The organism is Faecalicoccus pleomorphus DSM 20574, assembly GCF_000420345.1.
Lineage (GTDB): Bacteria > Bacillota_I > Bacilli_A > Erysipelotrichales > Erysipelotrichaceae > Faecalicoccus > Faecalicoccus pleomorphus.
In genome coordinates, this window is the sequence record NZ_ATUT01000003.1 from 55,548 (window position 1) to 79,345 (window position 23,798).

Sequence of the window (23,798 nt, forward strand, 5' to 3'; positions counted from 1 at the left end):
TGTATTTTACCTTATTTTTTACTGGTTTTCCAGTCCCCAGTATCGAACGACAAATTCTCGGGCTTCCTGATCCGTTCTTTCCAAATCTTCTAAAGTCGGATCCGCCACAAATGTAGCAGCTTCTACCGCTTTTTCAATACTTTCTTCAATTTGCAGGAAAGAGATCTTTTTGTCCAGAAACAACTCTACCGCTTTTTCATCCGCTCCGTTAAAACAAGCGCCCAAGTTGCCCTCTCTTTTTCCAACCTGATACGCCAATTTCAACATAGGATACCGTTCATAATCCATTTCTTTAAAATCCAAGGTTAGCGTCTTTGTCATATCCAACGGATGCTCTTCTTTTAAATACGGACGGTTTGGATACATTAAAGCATACTGTATCGGCAAGCGCATATCGGCCGAACCAAGCTGTGCCATGATGGCATTGTCATTATATTCCACCATGGAATGAATCAAGCTTTGAGCATGTAAGACCGTATCTATTTTTTCATAAGGAAGATCAAACAAATAATGCGCTTCTATGACCTCAAAACCCTTATTGACCATGGTGGCACTGTCGATCGTGATACGCTTGCCCATGTTCCAGTTTGGATGGGACAACGCTTGTTCCACGCTTACATCTTGAAGTTGTTCTCTGGTGCGATCACGAAAACTTCCTCCTGATGCGGTAATGATCAAACGCCGCACTTCTTCTTTTTTTCCAGCCTGCAGACATTGAAAGATTGCCGAATGCTCAGAATCTATCGGATATAATTTTGTGTTAGTCTTTTCCAACATCTTTTTAACCAAAACACCCCCGGCAACCAGGCTTTCCTTATTGGCCAATGCTACATCCTTTCCTTGACGTAACGATTCTAAAGTAGGCTTTAATCCTCGAAAACCGACAACCGCATTCACCAGCAGATCATAGTCACAATGTTGAAGACATTGCACCATATTATCTTCCCCATAAAAGACATGATCACACAAAAAAGTAATGTCTTCCTTGTTTTCCGATAAGCCGATTACTTCCACCGATGGAAAAGCCTCAGCAATTTCCTTGAGTTCTTTTGCGTTATGTCCGGCACAAATTCCCACTAAAGAAAATTCATCCGGATGTTTGGAAAGTACATCCAGGGTCTGTCTTCCAATAGAACCTGTTGCCCCTAACAATACTATACGTTTCATATTTTTCCTCATTTCTTAATCATACTATACAAAAAAAGTGAAGTTTTTCAACCTCACTTCTCATTTTACTTTTTAAAAGGAATCGGATGAAGATCCCAGATTTCCTTTGCGTATTCACGAATCGTACGATCACTGGAGAAATAACCGCTCTGTGCAATATTGATCAACATCGTACGTGCCCAGCTTGTCTTATCCTGATAACGAGCTTCTACCTGACGCTGTGCATACACATAGGCATCAAAATCAGCCAGGACATAGAATTCATCATTTCGCAACAATAAGTCATTGTAGATCAGTTGGAATTCATCCGGATTGGAGGACCAGGTTCCATTTTTCAAAGAATCAATCACACGGCGAACGCGATAGTTATTGTGATAGATATGCCATGCGTTATAAGAGTTTTCTTTCTTTACTTCTTCGATGTCTTCCACACGCAAACCGAAGATTTCCGCATTTTCATAGCCGACACGTTCTACGATTTCCACATTGGCTCCATCCAAAGTTCCTAAAGTGATGGCTCCATTCATCATGTATTTCATATTTCCCGTACCACTGGCTTCTTTTCCAGCCGTAGAAATCTGTTCACTGACATCTGCGGCATTCAACAAAATTTCCGCTACGGAAACAGAATAATTAGGAATGAAGACCACTTTGATATACTGATTGATTTCCGGATCGTTGTTGATCTTATCGGCCACCATATTGATCAACTTGATGATTTCTTTTGCCAGCATATAGCTTGGCGCTGCCTTGGCAGAGAAGAAGAAAGTACGTGGATAAATCCTAAAGCTTGGTTCTTCCTTCATCTTCAAATACAGATGCATGACATGGAAAATGTTCAACAACTGACGCTTGTAAGCATGTAAACGTTTAGCCTGACAGTCAAAAATGGAATGCACATCCACATCAATGCCTAACGTTTTCTTGACATAATCGGCAAGAATCTGTTTACGTTCCAGCTTCACATCCATAAAACGCTGCTGCAGGATTGGATCATCTACGTGTTCCATCAATTTTTCCAAATCTTCCGGATGCGTCTTAAAGGAATCTCCGATGGTTTCCTCCAACAATTTTGTCAGCTGTGGGTTCGAATACAACAACCAGCGACGATGCGTAATTCCATTCGTCTTATTGTTGAAATGACCTGGATATAGATCCGCAAAATCCTTCATGACATCATGAATCAAGATTTCGGTATGCAGCTTAGCTACCCCATTCACGCTGTGACTGCCGACAATGGCCAAATGCGCCATATGAACCTGACCTTCTTTTAAGATGGCTACATTGTTCCATACATGTCCCATCCCTTTATGATCCACTTCGTATTTAAAACGACGATCGATTTCTTCGATGATCATATAAATACGAGGCAATAAAGAACGCATCATTTCCTGTGGCCATTTTTCCAAAGCCTCTGCCATGACCGTATGGTTGGTATAAGCAACCGTTTTTGTCACGATATCCCATGCGTGATCCCACTCATAATCATAATCATCACACAATACACGCATCAATTCCGGAATGACTAATACCGGATGGGTATCGTTTAACTGAATTGCCACTTTTTCACCCAAATTATCCAAACTTGGATAAGCACGTAAATGAGAACGAATAATCTGATCAATACCGGCACACACGAAGAAATATTCCTGTTTCAAACGAAGCAGCTTTCCTTCTTCTGTAGAATCATCCGGATACACGTTGGCTGTAATAGCCATAACGTCGTTCAAATATTTATTCAACTGTCCGGCCTGCACAAAGTCTTCATCGACTTCGGCATCCCATAAACGCAATGTATTGGTCGTTGTCGTATGATAACCGATAATCGGTTCATCATAAGGTACGGCGCGCACAACAAATTCTGGATGATAGTTGGAACGGAATTTTCCGTTTTGATCCATATAGGCATCCAATTGTCCGCCAAAAGGTACCTGCATCGCATGATGCGGTTTCCAAACTTCCCATACGTTACCATTCTTTAACCAACAATCCGGTAATTCTACCTGTTCGTTATTAACGATCTTTTGTTTGAAAAGACCGTAGCGATAACGAATACAGTTTCCATGTCCGGCTAAATCCAGGGAAGCCAAAGAATCCATAAAGCAGGCTGCCAAGCGTCCTAAACCACCGTTTCCTAAACCGGCATCGCTTTCCATTTCTTCCATATCATTAAGATCCATGCCCAGATCCTGTAATCCTTCTTTGACAAGATCGTAAATTCCCAAGTTCATCAGATTGCTTGTCAACAAGCGCCCCATCAAAAATTCCATTGAAAAATAATATAACTGTTTTGACTGTGACTTTCGAATCGCATTTTTTGTTTCTTTCCAGTTGATTCCGACATAATCACGAATCATCTTTCCTAATACCTGATATCGTTCTGCCGGGAAAGTTTCTTCAAAATCTCGACCATATGTTTCAGAAACTTCCTGTTTATACCGCTCGATAAAAACTTCCTTTGAATCAAATCGATTTGACATAGTTTTCCCTCCACACTGTGTCTATTATAACTATCTGTCGGTCGATTTTCAAATTCTTTCGCTTTTCAAGCGCCCTATTTATCGCTAGTTACGTCACTTGTCCACATATATCCCACCATGGGAACCGTCAAAATGAGCGTTTTATTTTGAATGGCCTTACGAATCCGACGTATATGCACAGAAAGCGCATTGTCCTGCATCACTCGATTTTTTCGTATCTCCAATAAATCGATCAATATATCTCTGGATAATACCTGATGCGGATGTTTTAAAAAATGCACCAGCAGATCAAAATCCGAGGGATTAAGCTTGACCATTTTATCCGCTACATAAACTCTATGCGTAAAAAGATCTACAGTAATATTTTGCGAGCAGTAATATCGATGCCTGACCAGTGTTTTGGTTTCGATCCAGAAGCCATGAAGTCCATACATCTTCTTATTTTGAAGAAAGCAGGCATTTTGCCGGGTGATGGTGCCTGGAATACAAATCGTATTGGAATGAATACGAGCCCGATTGGGCACTTCATGATACAGACACCATTCATTCCAAACATCATCTTCTACGTCTAAACAGATTTGAATTGTATCAGTTTTCATAATAACCTCCGCCTTCAGATAAACAGATTTTTATTGTGTTGACAAGAAAAGCGGTACAAGAGGACAAAGATCTGCACAACATGATCTTTTCGGCATGAAAAAAGTCATCCCAATAGGCTTGAGATGACTGTTTTACTCTTGTTTATCTGCGCTTGGAAAGATAAAGACCTGCTCTCCATCCTGGGTCACGTGATAGCGCCCCATGGCAAAATAGCGGGCATAATCCGGATTGCTTAGATTCTGATACGTCTTTTCCAAATCTTTCATTTCGTTTTCCAAATCCGCAATCTGATCTTTATTCTCCTGTATGTTTAACCGAAGCTGTGCCGTTGTCTGTAGATCTTGTATGCCACTCCATGTCAAAAAGATGGTTCCCCCTAACAAGAACGCACAAAGAACAGCTTTTCGCATGGCTTTTCCTTTTGAGATCGGCACTTTTTTGACTTGTCTTTCGGTTCGTTTGACTTTATATGCTCTTTTCATATGAATCCCCTTATTATTATATCATTTTTTATGTGGTTTTACACATAATGACAATATCGCAATATCACTGGGGTTGATACCGGAAATTCTGGAAGCCTGCCCTAACGTAGAAGGACGAATCTGATCCAGCTTTTGTCGGGCTTCCAAACGCAAATTATCCATATGCAGATAATCTAAACCCTCTGGAAGCTTCTTTTGATCCATCGCCTGTAAATGACGTGCATCGCGTTTTGCCTTTTCAATATACCCCGCATATTTCACTTCAATCTCGATCTGTCTGGCGACAGAAGCATCAATATTCTGTTCAATCCAGGACTGCAAGCCTTTGATCGTTACCTGTGGACGCTTTAACAGCTCCAAAGCACTGCATCCGTGCTGTAAAGGATCAAAGCCTAAAGAAGATAAATACGCATTGATGGATTCCGTTGGTTTGATATGCACTTCCTGTAACAATTCTTTCGTTTTTTGAATCGTCTCCATCTTTTTTTGAAACTGCTCATAGCGCTCTTTGGATACAACACCTAACTGGTATCCCTTTTCCAACAACCGCTGATCGGCATTATCGTGTCGCAGTAACAGGCGATATTCGGCTCTGGAAGTCAACAGACGGTATGGTTCTTTGGTGCCTTTAGTACAAAGATCATCGATCATAACACCGATATAAGCTTCATCTCTTCGTAAAACAAACGGTTCTTTTCCATCAATTTTTAAAGCGGCATTGATTCCGGCCATCAAACCTTGTCCGGCTGCTTCTTCATAACCGCTGGTACCATTGACCTGCCCGGCCGTAAATAAATTTTCAATGACCTTGTTTTCCATGCTTGGTTTCATCTGTAAAGGGTCGATCGCATCGTATTCGATCGCATAAGCGTATTTTACAATCTTTGCGTTTTCCAGACCCGGCAGAGAATGAACCATTTGTTCCTGCACATCAATAGGCATAGAAGTGGAAAAACCCTGTAAATAAATGGTTTCCAGGCTTTTGGATTCCGGCTCCAGAAACAGCTGATGTCTTTCCTTATCCGCAAAGCGTACCAGCTTGTCTTCTATGCTGGGGCAGTAACGAGGGCCTACGCCTTTGACAAGACCGGAGTACATCGCCGAATCTTGTAAGTGCTCACGAATGATTTCATGTGTTTTTGGTGTTGTATAGATCAAATGACAAATTTCCTGTCTGTCAAAAGATAAAACGTCTTCTGGTTTTGTGGTTTCACTAAAACTGAAAAACTCCGGTGTACCGGGTTGTTTTTCGGCTTTGGAAAAATCAATACTGTCACGTAAGATACGTGGCGGTGTTCCGGTCTTTAAGCGAAACAGACGCACTCCATGTTCCTGCAGACCGGCCGACAACGATTGAATCGTAGGTTGATCCTCCGGCCCGGATACCGTTGCGGTATGTCCGCGAAGGATCGTTGATGTCATATAGGTTCCCGTTGTCAAAATGACAGCCCGGGCCAAAACATTGCCATGTGTCTTTAAATGCACACCGGTTACACGCTGGTTTTCAATCAACAAATTCGTACACGCATCTTCGATCACCGTTAGTCCTTTGGTATTCTGTAAAATTGAAGCCATCTGTTTTTTATATTCTTCTTTATCACTTTGTACGCGCAAAGACCAAACACCCGGACCTTTGGTCGTATTTAACATTTTAAACTGTAAAGCGGTCTGATCGGCAACGATGGGCATTAAACCACCTAAAGCATCGATCTCTCTTACAACAATGCCCTTGGCCGGACCACCGACACTTGGATTACAGGGCATAGAGCCTGCCATTTGAATATCCAAGGTCACCAATGCCACTTTTTTATGCATTCGACAAGCTGCCATGGCCGCTTCAATACCGGCATGCCCAGCTCCTATTACAATGATATCGTACATTGACTATGCCCCTTTTCTACGTGGTAAATGAATACGAATGTGAAAAACAGCCTGCGGCAGATGCATAAAGCAGGCAACCGCAACACCAACTCCCAATGTCAAAAGACCATTAAAAGCCATCTTGATAAAGGCGATCCATTTTGAGCCATCAACTCCATTGAGGCCGATCCAGTTTAAAAGAGTACAAACGATAAACATCGATGCGATCACCAACAAAAGTCGGGATACGATCTGTAATGTTTTATGAAAGCGAATCTGATACACAGAACGCACTTCTTTTAAGTTAAACAAGATCAAATACCCATCACCGACAATGGATGTCAATACACTGCCCGCAAAGCCAAAAATTGCGGTTAGAGGTACCATTAAAACACCTTTGATAATGGTTGATATCATCATCCGCCGTAAAGATGTTCGCTTTAAACCTAATGCCATCATCAGATTGGTCGTTACCGGAGAAATCGTCCCCAAAAAGCCTTCGATAGAAAGCCAGGCCAGAACATAAGAACTCATATCCAAGTTTCCGGTGTAGAATAAAGTATAGTTGATCGGCCCTGCATATAAAAAGATACAGAAGGATACAGGAATACCGATAGTCAAAACGACATTTATACAATCCACGACATTTTTTCTTGTCTTAGCCCAGTCTTTTCGTGTCAAAGCCTCTGTGATATGCGGAATGATGGCCGCCGTAAAACCAGGTGCCAAAATCATCGGAATGGCCGTGATTTTTACCCCGACATAATTGGTTGCCGAAATAATGGTTGAAATCGTGGCTTCATCGTATTGGTGCAGATGAAGACCAGTCGGCAATAAAATCGCATTAAAGATTTGTTGAGAATAACCAAAAATTGCCGAGATCATATAAGGAATGGCCAAAATAAACATCTCTTTGGCAATTTTATTCTGTGAGATTCCTGTCTTTTTTTGTGTCTGACTTTCTAAAACAATTTCCTGTTTCTTGCGTTTGTCAAAAGCCAAAAACTGCGCAATGGCCGCAATGGCTGCCACGGATGTCGATAAAACAGAAACATACAATGCCCATTTTCTCTCCAATCCTAGAACATAGACAAATAAACATGAAATCGATAATAAAAAGCCGACACGGAACACTTGTTCAAAAGCCTGCGAAAAGGCATATTGTTCCATCTCTTTACGTCCCTGATAAAAGCCGCGTAAAGCGGATAAAACAGGCACAAAGAAGATGGCCAGTGATAAGATTTGTAAAGAGCGGGCCATCACATCACTGCTTTGGGCGACCATTAAAGGAGCCAGCACACCAGATAATCCAAACATCAGAAGCATGCCCGCAAAGCCCATCAATGCCAGCGCCACAAAAGCAATCTTTCGAATCAATAAAACCGTATGTGCATCTTTTAGTACCGTATAGCGGGCTACCAATGTTGCAATCGCAAAAGGAAAGCCTGCCGTAAATACGCTTAGCACATAGGAATAAATATTATAAGCCTGACCGTAAATGCCCATATAGACATCCGATCCTAAAATGCTGGAAAAGGGAATGGCATAGACGATCCCAATCAGTTTGGCAATAAACATACCGCCGGTGCCTACCAAACCACTGAGTATGATCGACTTTTTGATCTTTGATGATTCCTGCATTCCATGCACCTCCATCCCAATTAGAATTCATTATATCATACGCTTGAAAAATACAAGCTTTTTTTTCTCTTTTGCACTATACTAAAATTATGAAAACAACTATCTGTACGGCTGCACAGGCTCGCCTGGCCGATAAAACAGCCATTCATGAACATAAGATACCTTCCTTGATCCTGATGGAACATGCGGCCTTAGGCTGTACAAAGATCATTCAAAAACATCTGCAGCCTGGTGGTCAAATTCTTATACTATGTGGTCCGGGAAATAACGGCGGTGATGGTTTAGCCATTGCCCGTTTGCTGCAGCGACCTTGTTTCGTCTATGCCCCTAAAGCTTCATCCATGTCAAATGATGAAAGAATCCAGTGGGATATGCTGGAAAAGAATGAACAGGTTCACTTCTCATCCTTTGAAGAAACTCTGTCTTTGATGCAAAATGCCGATATGGTGATCGATGCCCTTTTTGGAAATGGACTTTCTCGAAATATTGAAGGCAACTACAAGACCTTGATCGATGCGGTCAATGCTTCAAATGCATTTGTGATCTCCATCGATATCAACAGTGGACTGGATGCGACGACCGGAAAAATCTTGAATGCCTGCATAATCAGTGATTTGACCATTTGTTTAGACTGTATCAAGACCGGGCAGTTGATCAACGATGGAAAAAAGGTCTGTTCTAAACTGGAATGCCTTTCAATCGGAATTCCGCAAACCATACATGCATCCTTAAAAACCGCTATACTCTTAGATTCAGAAGAAGCCAAACAACTTCTTCCCAGACGCTCTAATGATGGACATAAGGGTACGTTTGGCAAAGCCTTGATGATCGGCGGTTCTTATTCTATGCATGGTGCCATCACCATGGCTGCCAGAGCCTGTTATCAAAGTGGGATTGGAACACTGACCTGCTTTGTTCCGGATTGTATTCATGACATTCTGGCTCAGAAAATGGAATTTGCGATGTTGAAAAGCGGAGAAGATAAAAACGGTTATTTTTCAAATACAGCCATTGAAGTCTTGACAAAAGAAACCGGAAAATATGATATCGTGACGATCGGCAATGGCATGGGGCAGCAGGAAAGCACCAAAGAACTGGTACAAAAGGCATTGCAGCTTTCCACCTGCACTCTTTTCGATGCCGATGCCTGTTGGGCGATTCGTGAACACCCTGAACTTTTACGACAGGACTTTTCGATCATCCTGACACCACACATCAAAGAGATGACTTATCTTTGTCATCGTAGCTTATCTGAGATCCTGCAGGATCCCTTTGGAACCGTGCAGGAATTTTGTGCCAGCTATCCTAACTGTACGCTGGTCTTAAAATCCGATATCACATTGATCGGACATAAAGATCAAATGTATGTCCTGCATCAGCCAAACTCCGCTCTGGCAAAAGGAGGAAGCGGCGATATATTATGCGGTATCATTGCCGGACTCTATGGCCAATGCCGTAATGCCTTTCAGGCGGCTGCCATTGGTACGTATATTCACAGTTGTTGTGCCAAACAGAAAAAAGATCCTGCCTGCTTTATGCAACGTCCCATAAGGAAGTAAAAAGAATTTTGGTAGGAACCGGCGTGTTAGGTCACGCCGGTTCCGATTCATTTAGGGACTCCCTTCCAATCTTCAAGGGGATGCGGATTTGCCCCACATAGGTGAAATGCAGGTCGATTCGCACCTGCTTCCTTCCGTTCTCCCTTACCGGGCTGTGCACCACGATCCTGCTCACAAGCTCATTGAGGATGGCGGCGTCGAGTTCCGGAATATCCAGGTACTTGTCCACCAGCTTCAGAAACTCGTTCACATCGGAAACCTGCCCGGCCTGTGTTTCAATTTCCCGTTCCAGTACGGCGGCAAGCTGCTCAATCTCTGCCTGCTCCTTCTCATATTGGCGGGATAATTTTAGGTACCGGCTGTCAGACAGCTTGCCCAGCACATTGTCCTCATAGATATGCTGGATAATCCGGTCCAAGTCCTCCATCCGTTTTTTCGCCCCGGAGAGGGCTTTCTGTTTTTCTGCCAGTTCGGCCTTGCGGCTTTCCTCGTCCTGCGCCAGCATTTCCAGCTTGAAATCCTTCCGGAACATACGGACATAACTCAATGTCTGCCGTATGGTTTCCAGCACAATCCGGTAAAGCACCTGTTCCCGGATATAGTGGATTTTGCAGGAGCCGGTGTTGCTCTTGTAATTGGAGCAGACAAAATGATTCTGGCTGTCGTCTTTGTAGGTATTGCAGGTGCAGAAATACAGCTTGGCCCCGCAGTCGGCGCAGTAGAGCAGGCCGGAGAACATGCTGGTTCTTCCTGTTTTTGTCGGCCTGCGTTTGTTCTTCCGAAGTTCCTGTACCCGTTCCCACTGTCCCTTATCAATGATGGCGGGCTGTGTGTCCTCAAAAACTCGCTGGTTCTCAACCGGGTTTTCCATCCGCTTTTTGAATTTCAGGGACTTGGTATAAGTCTTGAAGTTTACGGTACAGCCCGTGTACTCCCGCCGCTCCAAAATTCTAAGCACGGCGTTGGTATTCCAACGGTATAGGTTCTCCGGCATGACCCAGCCCTTTTGCCTGGCGTGATAGGCGGTGACGGTCAGCACCCTGTCGGCTGTGAGGGTTTTTGCAATCTGCATGGGGCCTTTTCCGGCAATGCAGAGGTTGAAGATACGCTGCACCACCTTTGCCGCTTCTTCGTCTACAATCCATTTCTTTTTGTCCTGCGGGTCTTTTATGTACCCATAGGGCGGATTGCTGGCGATATGCTCCCCGGCTTCGCCCCGCATCTTAACCACTGCCCGGATTTTCTTGCTGGTATCCTTGGCGTAGTAGTCGTTGAATACATTTTTGAACACCGCAAAATCATTTTCCCCTTTGGCGCTGTCCACATCGTCGTTGATGGCGATAAAGCGGACGTCATAGGCAGGGAAGATGAAATCCTGCAATCGCCCCATGTAGGAATACTCCCTGCCCAGCCGGGACAGGTCTTTGACAATTACAGCGGATACGCTGTAATCCTCCACATATCGCATCATCTCCTGGAACCCCGGCCTTTGAAAGCTGGTTCCTGAGAAGCCATCGTCCACGAAGAACCGGGTGTTCCGAAATCCATGATCGGCGGCGTATTTGCTCAGCAGGGCTTTCTGGTTGGTAATGGAATTGCTTTCTCCGTCCAGAGCGTCGTCCTGGCTCAAGCGGCAGTATAAAGCGGTGATTTTCTCTGGCTGCTGGTTCATTTGCTTCTCCTTTCTGTTCAGGCAGCCAAGTAAACGGTTGCCCTTATTATAACGCTCCGATTGGGTTTTTGCAGCTATCTTTCCGGTTCTTTCTCTTTCAAATCTTTTTCCATCAGCCGCTTCAGCTTCTTCACGATCCCTTCCGAGCCTTTTTCCGCAAAGTGGGGAATGACCGTATAGACGGTATTCCCCTCAAAGAAAGGATAGCTGCTGCCGCCAAGGTCAAAATAAAACGCCCCATCCTTGAAGTGCTTTTCCATCCGTTCCCCTACTGCGGGGTCAAAGTCTTTCAGCAGCTCATACAGCTTTTGGTCATCAATCATTGGCGCTCCTCCTTTCTTTAGCTGGCAGATTCAGGGTGATCACAGCCGGTCTGCCAAGCCCCTGTTTCCGGCGGAAGATCAAACCGCAGGATTCCAGTTCATGAAACACCCGTGTTGCCACCTGCCTGCTTCGGCGAAGTTTCGCTTTGGCGTCCTCCACAGTAAAGTACAGACGGATAGTCCCATCTGCTTCGATGTATCCTTTCTTCCTGGAAATCCCCGCCCGGTCTAAAAGCAGGGCGTACAGCACCTTGGCGTCATTGGATAAATCCAGGGGGATAAGGAATCGTGGGAAAATGATATAAGACGAAATATCGGTATCTGTTTTGTATGGAATCATAAATTCTCCTTCCTATCCATTCATCGCTATGATAGATAGATTGATATTGACTATTTTGTATTTAACTCTTTTTTATTAACTACCGTCTAAATCCGGGCTGTCTGACAGGCGGGAAAGCCACGGACTGAAAAACAGGATATGGGCGCTCCAGAGCGTCAGCTTTGCCATGTTCTGAAAAACCAATCCTGGATATTCCCGTTTAGGCAGACAAAATGAAGCGGGAACCTATATGTACTCAGCCTGCTGCCTGTCTGGGGAAATCCCGTTTAGGTCAGGAGCCTGTGCGGACAATTAGAAGCTCGTTCTGGGCGGGCATAAGGATTTATCCCTCTATCCCGTTGACCGGTGCTTGCAAAGCCCGCAGAATCAAGCCTTTTTCGTCTCTAATTGTCCGCAGGCAGCCCGCCTTTTCCGGTCACTGGCTGTTTTCTGCCTGCGGTGAACGATAGCGGCGCAGGACTTGCAGTATTTTGCCCGGTTGGAACCGGGAAGAAAGGATTGTCCGCAGACAGCGCACCGTTTATGTTCTTTCCGATGAAGCAAAGCAGTCACCAGAGGTTCATCCAAAGGCAGGACAGCGGCACGGAACCAGTTGCACAGCAGAAAGTAGGAAATGCTTTGCACGCAAACGCATTCTTCTCCATCGTCAAGGGCAAGGCAGTTCCCGCTCTCATAGTTGCAGCACTGATGGACTAGCTTTCTAGCTCTGCGGTATTGGGAGTAGGTCATCACGGGGATTTTCTCTTTGATTTCTATCACCTCCTTTTGGACGGTCAAAACACACTCTTCTATTTATCCGTACATTTTGACAGCAAAATGACGCCCCCTTTTGAAAATAAATTTGAGATAGCTCAAAATCCCTCTCATATATCCGTATATTTTCGAGGGAATTATTGCGTGGACAAACACAAAAATACCCTTCTAATAGTCATTTCATTTTGAGGGGATTTTTACGGGGGGTTCAGCAGAAAAATTTAAAAATACCTCTCTATTAGTCGTGACATTTTTAAGGGTGTTTTTATAGGTGTTTTCGCAAAAAAAATACCACCATGGCCGTTTCAAGCCATGATGGCATTCCTCAGATTTCAAATTTATAGCCGACGCGGCAGATAATAAAACTGGAAGAAATAAAGACTTTACGCCAGCTTCCAATTCTGGCTCTCCGTCTGTAGCTTCACCATTCGGGCATATAAGCCGTTTTGCTTCAACAATGTTTCCGGTGCGCCTTCTTCGGCCACAGTTCCTTCAGAAAGCACCACAATTTTGTCTGCTCCGGCTACGGTGCGCATCCGGTGGGCAATCACCAGCACCGTCTTATCTGCGATCAGGCGGGAAAGGGCGGTTTGAATCAGGGTTTCATTCTCTACATCCAGCGAAGCGGTAGCCTCATCCAAAAGAATGATCGGCGCGTTTTTCAGAAAGGCCCGCGCGATGGAAATCCGCTGCCGTTCACCGCCGGAAAGCTCGCAGCCGTTTTCCCCGATGTTGGTATGCCAGCCGTCCGGCAGCTTTTCGGCAAATTCATCTACATTAGCAAGCCGTGCTGCCGCTAACACCTGCTCATCAGTAGCGTCTTTATTCCCAATCCGTATATTCTCCAAAATGGTATTATCAAACAGGGTAACATCCTGAAACACAATGGAGAACAGGGAAAGCAGCGCCTCCGGGTCAATCTTGGAAATGTCCATGCCTCCCACGTTGATTTTCCCACGGCTCACGTCCCAGAACCTTGCCGCCAGCCGCGATACCGTGGTTTTGCCGCCGCCAGAGGGCCCCACCAATGCCGTGACTTCGCCCTGTTTTGCGGTAAAGGAAACATCCTTCAATACGGTTTCTCCCGTATTGTAAGCAAAGCCTACATGGTCGAAGGTAATATCATATCCCTTGTTGGTGAGCGTGCTTTTTCCTTGCTGAATCGGATGATCGAGGATTTCATTCATGCGGGCGATATTAGTGCGGGTGCTGATAACCGCCGCCAGATTTTGCAACGCCCCTTGCAGCGGATCGTAGAGCCGTGAAACAACTAGCAGGAACAGGAAGAAGGTCAGCACATCGAGACTGCCTGCTATCAGCAGAACCGAGCCTGCCAGCGCAACGGTGGCAATTCCCAGCTTTAATATGAGTGAAGCGGATACCACAAAGGCCGCCAACCCAAACTCATTGAGAATGGAACGATGTTCCACGGCGCGGATTTTCTTTTCCAAGCCTTTCAGGTATTCTGCTTCGGCGTTGTTGGCTTTTAAGTCGCGCACAGTTTCAATGCACTCTTGAATCCCGTCGGCGCAGGCCATCTTTACATCCATCGCTTTCTGATTGAGCCGTTCCTGCACCTTTGCGGAGAAGCCTACAATAGCAAAGGCAACCGGCAACACCCACAGCGCCGCTAATGCCATGCGCCAGTCGAACACCAAAAGGCTAATGGAAATTAAGACAGTGGAGATGATTGATCCTGCCAGTTCCGGTATAAAGTGAGAAAAACTCTGCTCCAAAAAGGTGCAGTCGGCCATGATGGTGCTGGTGAGATCCGCCAAATCCTTTTTTCCAAAGAAGGACAAGGGAATTTTCCGCAGCCGTTCGGCCAGCGTAATCCTCCGCACTCCGCTTTCCGTATAGGTGGCAAAATACGTGGCGTTGTACTGAAAGTAAGTGGTAAGCAGGATCAGACCGATACACACCGCGCAGCCGATGATATAAAAGATAATTTTTTCACCGGGTACGCCGCCATTCATCAGATCGGCCACTAAAAAATATAAAAGCCCAACGGGAAACATAAAGGAAAGATTCTGGAAGACGCAGGCAAGGCAGCCTTTTACCAGATCCTTCGCCCCCTGCTCGGAAAGGGCATACCGTTTTCGCAGCCGTTTTATCATGTTATTGTACCTCCTTTGCAACTTTCCATTGAACAGAAGTTTGATAGTCCTGCCACATGTGGCTGAAAACGCCGCCTTTTTCCAGCAGCTCCCGGCTCTTGCCGCTCTCTGTGATCTGCCCGTCCTCAATGACATAGATTTGGTCTACGCCAGCTACGGTAGAGAGACGATGGGCGATCATAATCACCGTTTTCCCCTGTGACAGCTTGGAAAAGGCTGCCTGTACGCGAGATTCATTATCCGGGTCGGCAAAGGCGGTGGCCTCGTCTAAAATTACGACAGGCGCATTTTTCAACATCACGCGGGCGATGGCAATCCGCTGTTGTTCGCCACCGGAAAGGTACACACCTTTTGTCCCTATCACGGTGTCTGCGCCTTGGGGCAGCTTTTCCAGAATATCGTCACACTGGGCATTGTGGAGGGCAGCCATGATTTCTCCGCGGGTAGCATCCGGTTTGCCCATACGCACATTTTCCAAAATCGAGGCTTTGATTAGGCGGCTATTCTGGAATACAAAAGAAACTGTATTCATTAGTTCCTCTTTGGCGATGTGCTTCACATCCACGCTACCAATTTTCACCTGCCCGCCTTGCGGGTCAAAAAACCGGCAGATCAGATTGGCAAGCGTGGTCTTGCCACCGCCAGAAGGTCCCACAAAAGCTACCGTCTGCCCTGCGGGAATTGAAAGGGAAATATCCTTGATGACCTCGTTTTTTCCATCATAACTGAAATGAACATGGTTAAGCTGTACCGAAGCGTCCTCTGGGTGTTCCGGCTGTTTTGGTTCTGCAAGCGGCTTAAGATTCAATACGCTGTCGATTCTCTGCAAGGCATCGTCTACAATCATGGCGTTTTCGCTCTGGAACATGATGCGGGTGAGGGTAACGGAGATAATGGGCGTAATGATGATATAGAACATGAGATCCAGCAGGAAATCCTTGGTAACGCCGCCTTGGGTAAAAATCAGCGCACCGGCAATCAGCGCGGCAAAGACGCCGTTGATGGCTGCCGTATAGAACATCATGGGTGCTCGAAGCTGCTTGGTATAGGCAATCACCCACACCTTATACCTATCAATGGAATCCTTGAATTTTTTGAAGGAGAATATGGTCTGCCCGAAGGTTTTTACAACGGGAATCCCCCGTACATACTCTACCGCTTCATTGGACATATCATCGAGAGCGTTTTGGTATTCTTTCATTTTTTCCTGCATTTTCTTTCCGGTCATCGTCATCATAATCAGAAAGCCCAGCACTACCGGCACAAGGCTCAAAAGTCCCAACCGCCAGTCGAACACCAGTAGCAGAACCAAAAGGCCGCATGGCGTCGCAATGGCATTGGCACGGTCGGGAAGCTGATGCGCCAGATAGGTTTCGGTGGCGGCGCTGGATTCATTGACGATCTTGCGCAGCCTGCCGCTGCCGAATTGCTCTGCAAACCCCAGCGGCAGCTTTACAATATGCTCCATCGTTTGTAGGCGCAGGTTGGTGGCAATGCGGAACGCCCCTTTGTGGGAACACATCAGAGCGCCTATGTAGACCAACACTGCGATCACTGCGAACAGCACCGCCATCCAGCCGTTACGGGTCAGGTTTTGCGCATGGCTGAAATCCGGCGCAACTGCCAACACTTCCTGCATGACCTTCCAGATATAGTAGAAAGGCACTAACGCTATGAGGGCGCTGATGGCCGAAAGCACCCAGGAAGCGTAAGTCAGGTATTTGTGGTTGCCTGCAATCTGTAGCAGGCGTGACAGATTGGATTGTTTTTTCAAAGAAGATTCCTCCTTTTCTTTATTTCATCTATGATAAAGAGAACACAAGCGCGTTCTTCTTATATCCGCATAAGTTAGTTATAGCTAACCCATGGGCAAAAATTAAGGGCATTACTGCCCCATAATTTTCATCCATCCGGCTGTATAGAAAGCCCGCATTTCCTTCACATAATTTTCTGCGTTTTGAAGCGGCATCTCGTGAATCACCAATTCAAAAAAGGTGTGGAACATGCCGGTAATCAGGATATGCTCCAGCGCGGGGTCAATCTGGGGAGAAGGCCGCCCAAGCTCCTGCAAGACTTCTTGATAGGCATGGGTTGCCGCTGCCTCAATTTCCACCATTTCATCAATAAGGCCGGAAAATTTTGTCCCTTCCGAGCAGCAGAGGATGAGCTTACATTCCTCAAGATGTTCATAAGCGTAGTGGAGCATATCAAACATGCAAGCGCCGGAAATGTCTCCCATAACCTCCGGCTGCTGCTCGTGGGGGAGATCGGCAAATTCCTTCTGCGCTTTTTGAAAACAGCCAAGCAGGTACGCATAATGCTCGCCTACCAAAGCCTCGAACAATTCTTCTTTGCTTTTGTAATAGCCATAAAAGGCTCCGGTAGTCATTCCCACGGATTTCACAATATTCCGCAAGGAAGCGTCTTTGTACCCTTTTTCTAAAAACTCTGCTTTTGCGGCCTGGTGGATACGTTCTAAGGTTGTCAGATTGCCGTCTATTTTCTTCGCCTCCTTATAACGCTGTTATATATCACTGTTATATTTTATCTCGAGAGGCGGGTTCTGTCAAGAGGGAAATTACCCATAGAAGCATTTCAGAGACATTAGAGATAAAACAAGGTGAGGCAGCGTTTATACACTTCCTCACCTTTCTATTTTTTCTTCAAACTTATAGCCGATACCGTAGACGCTTTTTACATAGTCCGGCAGATCAGGGGAAACCCTCAATTTTCTCCGTAGATTGCTTACATGGTTGTTTACCGCTTTCCGTGAATAGTAAGTATAATCTTCTTTCCATACCAGATCCATAAGCATTTCATAGGTGAATACTCGTTTTGGATTTAAGATAAGCAAGGAGAAGATTTCAAATTCTTTGACTGTCAGAGGAATCACATTGCCTTGCACCATCACTTTTCTTTTCGCATATACATTTACCCGCCTTTCCGTGTTATTTTCCAAACACAGTTTAGTGTAGCAAAACCGCCTGCGCTTTTGTGACCGAATCCGGCGGTTTTATACCCCAATCCGGCAAATCTGTTTTTGAAGCGACTTGATTTTCGTAAGCAGATGTGATATTATGTAGTTAGTTATTGCTAACTATTATTTTTGTGAAAGGAGTTTGGCAGTATGCTTTTACAATGGTCCGCCCCCGAATATATGCCTCACTCTTTTCAGGTTTCCGGCCTTTCGGGTACCGTAGGGCATAAACAAACCGGCAACTGCTTTGATCTCACAAAACAGGTTGCCGATGGTTTTGTGGGTATGCAGGAGTTATCCAAAGGACTGTTTTTGGTTCAGTCTGAAATGGCCTTTAAGCGGGAAACGGAATTGTACGAAGAATATCCAGAGCGCAAGGTCTTTCAGCTTTCCTTCTGTATGAATGGGATCTGCGAATGGGATTATCGCCAAAAGCAAGGCGAGCACTACCAGCTTTCCCCAACACAGTGCAGTTTGCAATGTGGGACGTTTTCACAGTGCGTAAGCCATTTCGGTTCCGAGCAGCCTTACCATACCTTGAGCATTTCGCTGGAGGAAGGACGTTTTTCCTCACTGACAGAAGATTTAGAAGCAGCGCATTTAATTCGGCGGGATGATAAGATTTGTACCCATGTATTTTCCACCACACCGGAGATACGCCTTGTTTTACAGCAGTTGTTGGACTGCCCACCCGAGCGGAAGCTGCGCAAGTTGTATCTGGAAGGAAAGGTTTTAGAACTGCTGTCTTTGTTTTGTGATGAAGCGATTGGCAAGCAGAAAAATACCAAAGATATTTCCAGAGAAGATTACCGATGCTTGATGAAAGCGAGGGAAATTATCGACAATCATTTCCTCCATACTTTGACAATCGCACAGATTGCCGAACAATGTTTTTTGAGCGAAACCAAATTGAAACAGGGGTTCAAAATCTGTTTTAATTGCACGGTTTATGAATACATCGTGGAAAAACGAATGGAGATGGCCTACCGCCTGCTGCAAAGCGGAAAGTACAAGGTAAAAGACGTGGTATGGATGGTAGGATATACCAACGCAAGCCATTTTATCGACGCTTTTAAAAAAAGATATGGCGTTACGCCCGGAGAAATTTAAGTTCCTACTCTGCGGGAAAACTTCGGAGAATCGGCACTTGCCAATCTTTCGCATCATGTTAAATTAGGAGAAAAAATATGTCTTTCTTTCAAAACACCTGCAAACCAAAAGGATTCGCCGGGAAGATCATGGTCAATATGATGAACACCGGCCATGCCGCACTTGCAGAATGGGGCTTGACGCACATAAAAATCCGCGACGATGATTTCTGTCTGGATATTGGCTGCGGTGGAGGGGCTAACTTCAAACGCCTTTTGGGAAAAAGTTCAAATGGACACATAACTGGCGTTGACTACTCCGAAGTTAGTGTTCAGAAGTCGAAAAAACTTAATCGGGCAGCAATTCAGGAAGGCCGATGCGAAGTTTTGCAAGGCAATGTTATGAATCTGCCGTTTTCAGAAAACACTTTTCACTTGGTAACTGCCTTTGAAACAATCTACTTTTGGCCCGGTATTCAAGTTGCTTTTCAGCAAGTATATCGTGTGCTTAAAAATGGAGGAACTTTCCTGATATGCAATGAATCCAATGGGAAAAATACAAAGGACGAAAAATGGACAGATATAATCCACGGCATGACAATTTATACTTCCGAGCAGATTGAGAAAGAATTGGAAAATGCTGGGTTTTCAAAAATCGAGGTAGACCAAAACCAAAAAGATTGGCTTTGTTTGGTTTGTAAAAAAGATGATTAAAAAGGTGCGACAGCATACATACAACGCTGTCGCACCTTTCATTTTGCTTCAAACTTATAGCCGATACCGTAGACGCTTTTCACATAGTCTGGCAGGTTAGGAGCGATCTTTAACTTCCTCCGCAGATTGCTCACATGGTTATTGACTGCTTTGCGGGAATAGTAAGTGTAATCTTCTTCCCATACTAATTCCATAAGCATTTCATAGGTAAATACCCGCTTCGGATTTAAGATAAGCAGCGAGAAGATTTCAAATTCCTTGACGGTCAATTCTATCGGCTGCTCCCGGATTGTAACAAGTCTTTGCTCTAAACAGAAGTACAAATCTCCAGATCGTGTTTCTGTTAGGGGATGGTTCAGCCTTTGGGGGATAGAATATTTACCGCGGAAGATGGCCTGATGTGGTAAATAAATCGGGTTAGCATAGTTTGTTTCACTCTCGAAAACAAACTGCGCAAGTTCCCGCCGTTGCTCTGCGGATAGCAGAGCAAACAACTTTTCTCCAATCTGCCAGCCAGTTTCAGCTAAATCAAGCACAGCTAATTTCCCATATCACCACCTCCTTAGCCTTCATTAAATGCTTTCTTTAATTTCTGAAAGGATTCCGCACTAACTGCATGTTCAATACTGCAAGCGTCTTGTTCTGCTATTTTGGGGTCCACACCTGCCGCTATGAGCCGTTCTGTAAAAAAACGATGCTTTTCATAAATCTGTTCGGAAAGCTGCAATCCTGTTTCTGTTAAGGAAAGTGTACCGTCAGCGTTTTTAACAAGATGGCCGGATTTGGACAATTCCTTGACTGCCCGGCTTACGGAAGGTTTTTTCACTCCTAAATGCTCTGCAACATCCACGCAGCGGACATAGCCATGACGCTGCTGCATCATTAAGACTGCCTCCAGATAATCCTCCATTGCTGATGTTAAAGCCATAAGCACACCTCCCTTCAAAATAACTAACCCAGTTTCCAGCCTATGGCCTCCTGTCTGGCCGATACAAAGTCGGCATACAGGCCCTTCTGCCGGATCAGCTCTGCATGAGTGCCGCGCTGGACAATATGGGCATTGTTTAACACAAGGATTTGGTCGGCGTTCCGAACAGTTTTCAGCCGGTGGGCAATCATGATGATGGTCTTGTTGTGGGTCAACGCCTCAATAGCCCGTTGCAATTCATCCTCATTCTCCGGGTCAACGCTGCTTGTTGCCTCGTCCAAAATGATGATGGGCGCATTTTTCAGCATGGCGCGGGCGATGGAAATACGCTGTTTCTCACCGCCGGACAAAGTGCCACCGCCCTCGCCAATCACAGTGTCATAACCCTCCGGCAGAGCGGAAATAAAGTCATGGCAGCAAGCCTTTTTCGCCGCCTCAACTACCTGCTCATGGGTGGCGTCCGGGCAGCCAAACTTGATATTGTTCTCAATCGTATCTGCAAAGAGGTACACGCTCTGGAACACCATCGAGATATTCTTCATCAGGCTGTCCAGTTTGAAATCCCGTACATCCGTACCGCCTATGGTAATCTTCCCGGCGTTCACATCCCAAAAGCGGGCAATCAGATTGCACATCGTTGTCTTACCTGCTCCGGAAGGGCCTACAATGGCCGTAGTCGTTTTTTCAGGGATAGAAAAACTAACATGGTCTAAAATCTTTCGCGTTGAATAGGAAAAATCCACATTATCAAAGACGATGTTTGTGTCCTGCAGCGTAATATCTGTACCCTTTTCGTCCATGACTGGCGTATTATCCACAGAATTTGCGGTATCAATCGAAGATGCCAGCATCTGCAACATCGTAATTTGACTACCAGCACTTTCGAGATTGTTGAACACAGTGAAGGAAAGGACAACAAAAAGGATGCCATACACAAAAGAAAATGCGTTGATCGTATAAAGATAAATGGACAGTATCAGTAAAATCGTGCTAAAAATCCGCACTATAAGCTGCTGCAGCGCAATGTAAGGAGCTACTGCATAAACCAGCTTCAAATTTCCTTTATTGCTATCCCGAATAGCAGCAGCAATGGATTGGGAACTATCCTTTTCAAAGCCAAAGGATTTTACCACACCCATGCCTTGGATGTATTCCAAAACAGCTTCTACTAATCCCCGCTGTGCGCTCTGCCTTTTTTCTGCTGTGGAAGTCGATTTTCGAGTAGCCGCTTCTGTCACCAGCAGGTAGCAGACAACCCCAACCAGAGCGACAAGTCCAAGCTGCCAATTAAAAAGAAGCAGGAACAGAATAAGAACAACGGAGTTGAAAAATCCGCCGATCATGTTGACCAATGCTACGGGTGCTGAACTTTCTACATCCCCTAATGTCGTGGTTACAATGCCGGTTATCGTGCCGATATTATTCTTGTTGAAGTAGCCCATCGGGATATAGCGGAGGCGATCACCAATCGAAATACGCTTATCAGCTACCATGCCATATCCTACTACCGTCTGCTCATTCATGGAAAAGAAGGAGGAGAAAATCCGTCCGGCGATGGAAAGCATCATCATCCCCAGCGACAGCCATACAGAAGTAAGACTGTGGTTATCCGAAGCCAAAGCGTCTACAATGAAGTAAAGCGCGCCAAACTGAAATGACGCAAAAATACCGTTAAGAAAGGAAAAGAACAATGATTTTTTCAAAAGCCCTTTCCGATTGCCTGCAAATGCAAATATTTTCTTTAATGTGCCAAGCATGAAACCACCTCCTTACGCTTCATCTCTTGCACCAATGTGCGCCTGCCACATATCCTTGTAAAGCGGACAATGAGCCAGTAATTGTTCATGGGTGCCTTGTGCTTCAATATTTCCTGCATTGACTACCACAATGTTATCTGCGCCTGTGATTGTAGAAAGCCTATGGGCAATTACAATCAGTGTCTTTCCGGCAGTTAATGCAGAAATTGCTTTCTGGACGATTGCTTCATTCTCTGGATCAATGAAAGCTGTTGCCTCGTCTAAAATCACGATGGGAGCGTCTTTCAGCATAGCGCGGGCAATAGCAATTCGCTGGCGTTCACCGCCGGAAAGCTGGGAACCGCTGCTGCCGACAATCGTTTCATAACCTTTATCCAGCCCACGAATGAAGCTGTCACAGCCGCTTCGGATTGCTGCTTTTTCTACTTCTTGATCAGATGCGCCAGGTTTTCCCATACGGATATTTTCACGGATACTGCGGTTAAACAGGTAGTTGTCCTGGGATACATAGGAAATTTGTTCCGAAAGCTGTGACAACGGAACCTCTGTCAGCTCATGACCACCCAAAGTAATGCTGCCGCTGGTAACATCCCAATATCCGGCAATTAGTTTTGCAATCGTAGACTTGCCGGAACCGGAAGGCCCCACAAAGGCGGTTATCGTTCCGGGGCGGATGGAAAGATTTATACCATGCAAAACTTCCTGCTGTTTATCATAAGAAAATGATACATTCTTGAGTTCAATTTCCAAATCGTCAAACGCAACAGGCCCATTGGCATGATGAAGTTCTTCGGCATTTAAGATGCTGTCGATTTCCTCTGTATTTTTTCCCAGCATAGCCAAAGAGCCGGTGAAAGAAAAAGCCTCCATGATTGGCCCCACAAGTCCAAGGGAAAAGATAACCGCTGCCATAATGCTCATGTACGGTAAAGAAGCAAGCAACCGAAAACAATAGATAGACCGCCAGCACTACACTATTCCGAACCAAAGACCAAAAGATAAGCATTTTGAGAAAATCTAAACTTTTGGATTTTCCTACAATGCCGACTACGGCGGAATCCCTCCCACTCCTTATATATTTCTTTCTGTATACATTGAATTTGTATTTAGTAAAATGCAGACAACACCACGGATCGGCTTTTGGCTGGACAATTCCAACCAAACACCGCAGCAGACAGTAGAAACCATTCTGAACGTTAGGAAGCCGGTATGATTGTTACATATAAGGGGAAGAAAAATTTCTTTTAGATACTTGTTTTCCTAAAACTGATGTGATATAATAATTCAATTCCAGAAAAGGAGTAAAAAATATGCGGCAAGGTATTCTTAAATAAAACTAT

At 45.1% G+C, this 23,798-nt stretch carries 21 protein-coding genes; 3 read left to right on the forward strand and 18 right to left on the reverse strand.

All coding sequences use genetic code 11. The features are described 5' to 3' along the window. Window positions 1–18: 18 nt before the first annotated feature. The 6 genes from dxr to G413_RS0102705 all read right to left on the reverse strand — a co-directional run bounded on the left by dxr (window position 19) and on the right by G413_RS0102705 (window position 8,230). Window positions 19–1,167, reverse strand: a complete 1,149-nt coding sequence (gene dxr / locus G413_RS0102680; RefSeq protein ID WP_022789406.1) for a 1-deoxy-D-xylulose-5-phosphate reductoisomerase — start codon at window positions 1,165–1,167, stop codon at window positions 19–21. Window positions 1,168–1,232: 65 nt separating this feature from the next. After that, window positions 1,233–3,647 (reverse strand): glycogen/starch/alpha-glucan phosphorylase, encoded by a 2,415-nt coding sequence (locus G413_RS0102685; RefSeq protein ID WP_022789407.1) that lies wholly within the window; start codon window positions 3,645–3,647, stop codon window positions 1,233–1,235. Between the two features lie 74 nt (window positions 3,648–3,721). Next, a complete protein-coding gene (locus G413_RS11680; protein ID WP_022789408.1) occupies window positions 3,722–4,246 on the reverse strand; it encodes a winged helix-turn-helix domain-containing protein in 525 nt (174 codons plus the stop codon). 132 nt (window positions 4,247–4,378) lie between these two features. Beyond that, complete coding sequence (locus tag G413_RS0102695) at window positions 4,379–4,729, reverse strand: septum formation initiator family protein (RefSeq protein WP_022789409.1); 351 nt, start codon at window positions 4,727–4,729, stop codon at window positions 4,379–4,381. Window positions 4,730–4,750: 21 nt separating this feature from the next. Continuing rightward, window positions 4,751–6,610 (reverse strand): tRNA uridine-5-carboxymethylaminomethyl(34) synthesis enzyme MnmG, encoded by a 1,860-nt coding sequence (mnmG, locus tag G413_RS0102700; protein WP_022789410.1) that lies wholly within the window; start codon window positions 6,608–6,610, stop codon window positions 4,751–4,753. Between the two features lie 3 nt (window positions 6,611–6,613). Continuing rightward, the gene (locus tag G413_RS0102705; RefSeq protein ID WP_022789411.1) at window positions 6,614–8,230 is read right to left on the reverse strand and encodes an oligosaccharide flippase family protein; all 1,617 of its coding nucleotides are present in this window, start codon (window positions 8,228–8,230) and stop codon (window positions 6,614–6,616) included. 89 nt (window positions 8,231–8,319) lie between these two features. Between G413_RS0102705 and G413_RS10750 the strand changes: the two genes are divergently transcribed. Further along, window positions 8,320–9,789: a bifunctional ADP-dependent NAD(P)H-hydrate dehydratase/NAD(P)H-hydrate epimerase gene (locus tag G413_RS10750; protein ID WP_022789412.1), complete on the forward strand. Its 1,470-nt coding sequence runs from the start codon at window positions 8,320–8,322 to the stop codon at window positions 9,787–9,789. A 31-nt stretch (window positions 9,790–9,820) separates the two neighbouring features. Here the strand turns inward: G413_RS10750 and G413_RS0102715 are convergent, their stop codons facing one another. From G413_RS0102715 to G413_RS10760, 8 genes are all read right to left on the reverse strand, one after another. Further along, complete coding sequence (locus tag G413_RS0102715; RefSeq protein ID WP_022789413.1) at window positions 9,821–11,461, reverse strand: recombinase family protein; 1,641 nt, start codon at window positions 11,459–11,461, stop codon at window positions 9,821–9,823. Between the two features lie 74 nt (window positions 11,462–11,535). Further along, complete coding sequence (locus tag G413_RS0102720; protein ID WP_022789414.1) at window positions 11,536–11,784, reverse strand: hypothetical protein; 249 nt, start codon at window positions 11,782–11,784, stop codon at window positions 11,536–11,538. Further along, a complete protein-coding gene (locus G413_RS0102725; protein ID WP_022789415.1) occupies window positions 11,777–12,124 on the reverse strand; it encodes a replication initiator protein A in 348 nt (115 codons plus the stop codon). The genes G413_RS0102720 and G413_RS0102725 overlap by 8 nt, the downstream gene beginning before the upstream one ends. A gap of 366 nt (window positions 12,125–12,490) precedes the next feature. Continuing rightward, window positions 12,491–12,853: a cysteine-rich VLP domain-containing protein gene (locus tag G413_RS11895; protein ID WP_079700404.1), complete on the reverse strand. Its 363-nt coding sequence runs from the start codon at window positions 12,851–12,853 to the stop codon at window positions 12,491–12,493. Window positions 12,854–13,260: 407 nt separating this feature from the next. Further along, window positions 13,261–14,994, reverse strand: a complete 1,734-nt coding sequence (locus G413_RS0102735; RefSeq protein WP_022789417.1) for an ABC transporter ATP-binding protein — start codon at window positions 14,992–14,994, stop codon at window positions 13,261–13,263. 1 nt (window position 14,995) lies between these two features. Beyond that, window positions 14,996–16,768 (reverse strand): ABC transporter ATP-binding protein, encoded by a 1,773-nt coding sequence (locus G413_RS0102740; RefSeq protein WP_022789418.1) that lies wholly within the window; start codon window positions 16,766–16,768, stop codon window positions 14,996–14,998. Window positions 16,769–16,879: 111 nt separating this feature from the next. Beyond that, window positions 16,880–17,494, reverse strand: a complete 615-nt coding sequence (locus tag G413_RS0102745; RefSeq protein WP_027969004.1) for a TetR/AcrR family transcriptional regulator — start codon at window positions 17,492–17,494, stop codon at window positions 16,880–16,882. A gap of 144 nt (window positions 17,495–17,638) precedes the next feature. Then, entirely contained in the window at window positions 17,639–17,953 is a 315-nt protein-coding gene (locus G413_RS10760) for a winged helix-turn-helix domain-containing protein (protein ID WP_022789419.1), read from the reverse strand. Between the two features lie 168 nt (window positions 17,954–18,121). On the opposite strand from G413_RS10760, the gene G413_RS11685 reads away from it, so the two are divergent. Beyond that, window positions 18,122–19,081, forward strand: coding sequence for a helix-turn-helix domain-containing protein (locus G413_RS11685; protein WP_051130144.1), 960 nt, complete (start codon window positions 18,122–18,124; stop codon window positions 19,079–19,081). A 77-nt stretch (window positions 19,082–19,158) separates the two neighbouring features. Next, window positions 19,159–19,773, forward strand: a complete 615-nt coding sequence (locus G413_RS0102760; RefSeq protein ID WP_022789420.1) for a class I SAM-dependent methyltransferase — start codon at window positions 19,159–19,161, stop codon at window positions 19,771–19,773. 38 nt (window positions 19,774–19,811) lie between these two features. Here the strand turns inward: G413_RS0102760 and G413_RS0102765 are convergent, their stop codons facing one another. The 4 genes from G413_RS0102765 to G413_RS10770 are packed head-to-tail and all read right to left on the reverse strand — an operon-like array spanning window position 19,812 to window position 23,340. Continuing rightward, window positions 19,812–20,309, reverse strand: coding sequence for a winged helix-turn-helix domain-containing protein (locus tag G413_RS0102765; RefSeq protein WP_022789421.1), 498 nt, complete (start codon window positions 20,307–20,309; stop codon window positions 19,812–19,814). A 26-nt stretch (window positions 20,310–20,335) separates the two neighbouring features. Further along, on the reverse strand, window positions 20,336–20,701 hold the full coding sequence (locus tag G413_RS0102770; protein WP_022789422.1) for a metal-dependent transcriptional regulator: 366 nt from the start codon (window positions 20,699–20,701) through the stop codon (window positions 20,336–20,338). A 23-nt stretch (window positions 20,702–20,724) separates the two neighbouring features. Next, complete coding sequence (locus tag G413_RS0102775; RefSeq protein ID WP_022789423.1) at window positions 20,725–22,458, reverse strand: ABC transporter ATP-binding protein; 1,734 nt, start codon at window positions 22,456–22,458, stop codon at window positions 20,725–20,727. Window positions 22,459–22,470: 12 nt separating this feature from the next. Further along, window positions 22,471–23,340 (reverse strand): ABC transporter ATP-binding protein, encoded by an 870-nt coding sequence (locus G413_RS10770; protein ID WP_248664873.1) that lies wholly within the window; start codon window positions 23,338–23,340, stop codon window positions 22,471–22,473. Between the last annotated feature and the right edge of the window lie 458 nt (window positions 23,341–23,798).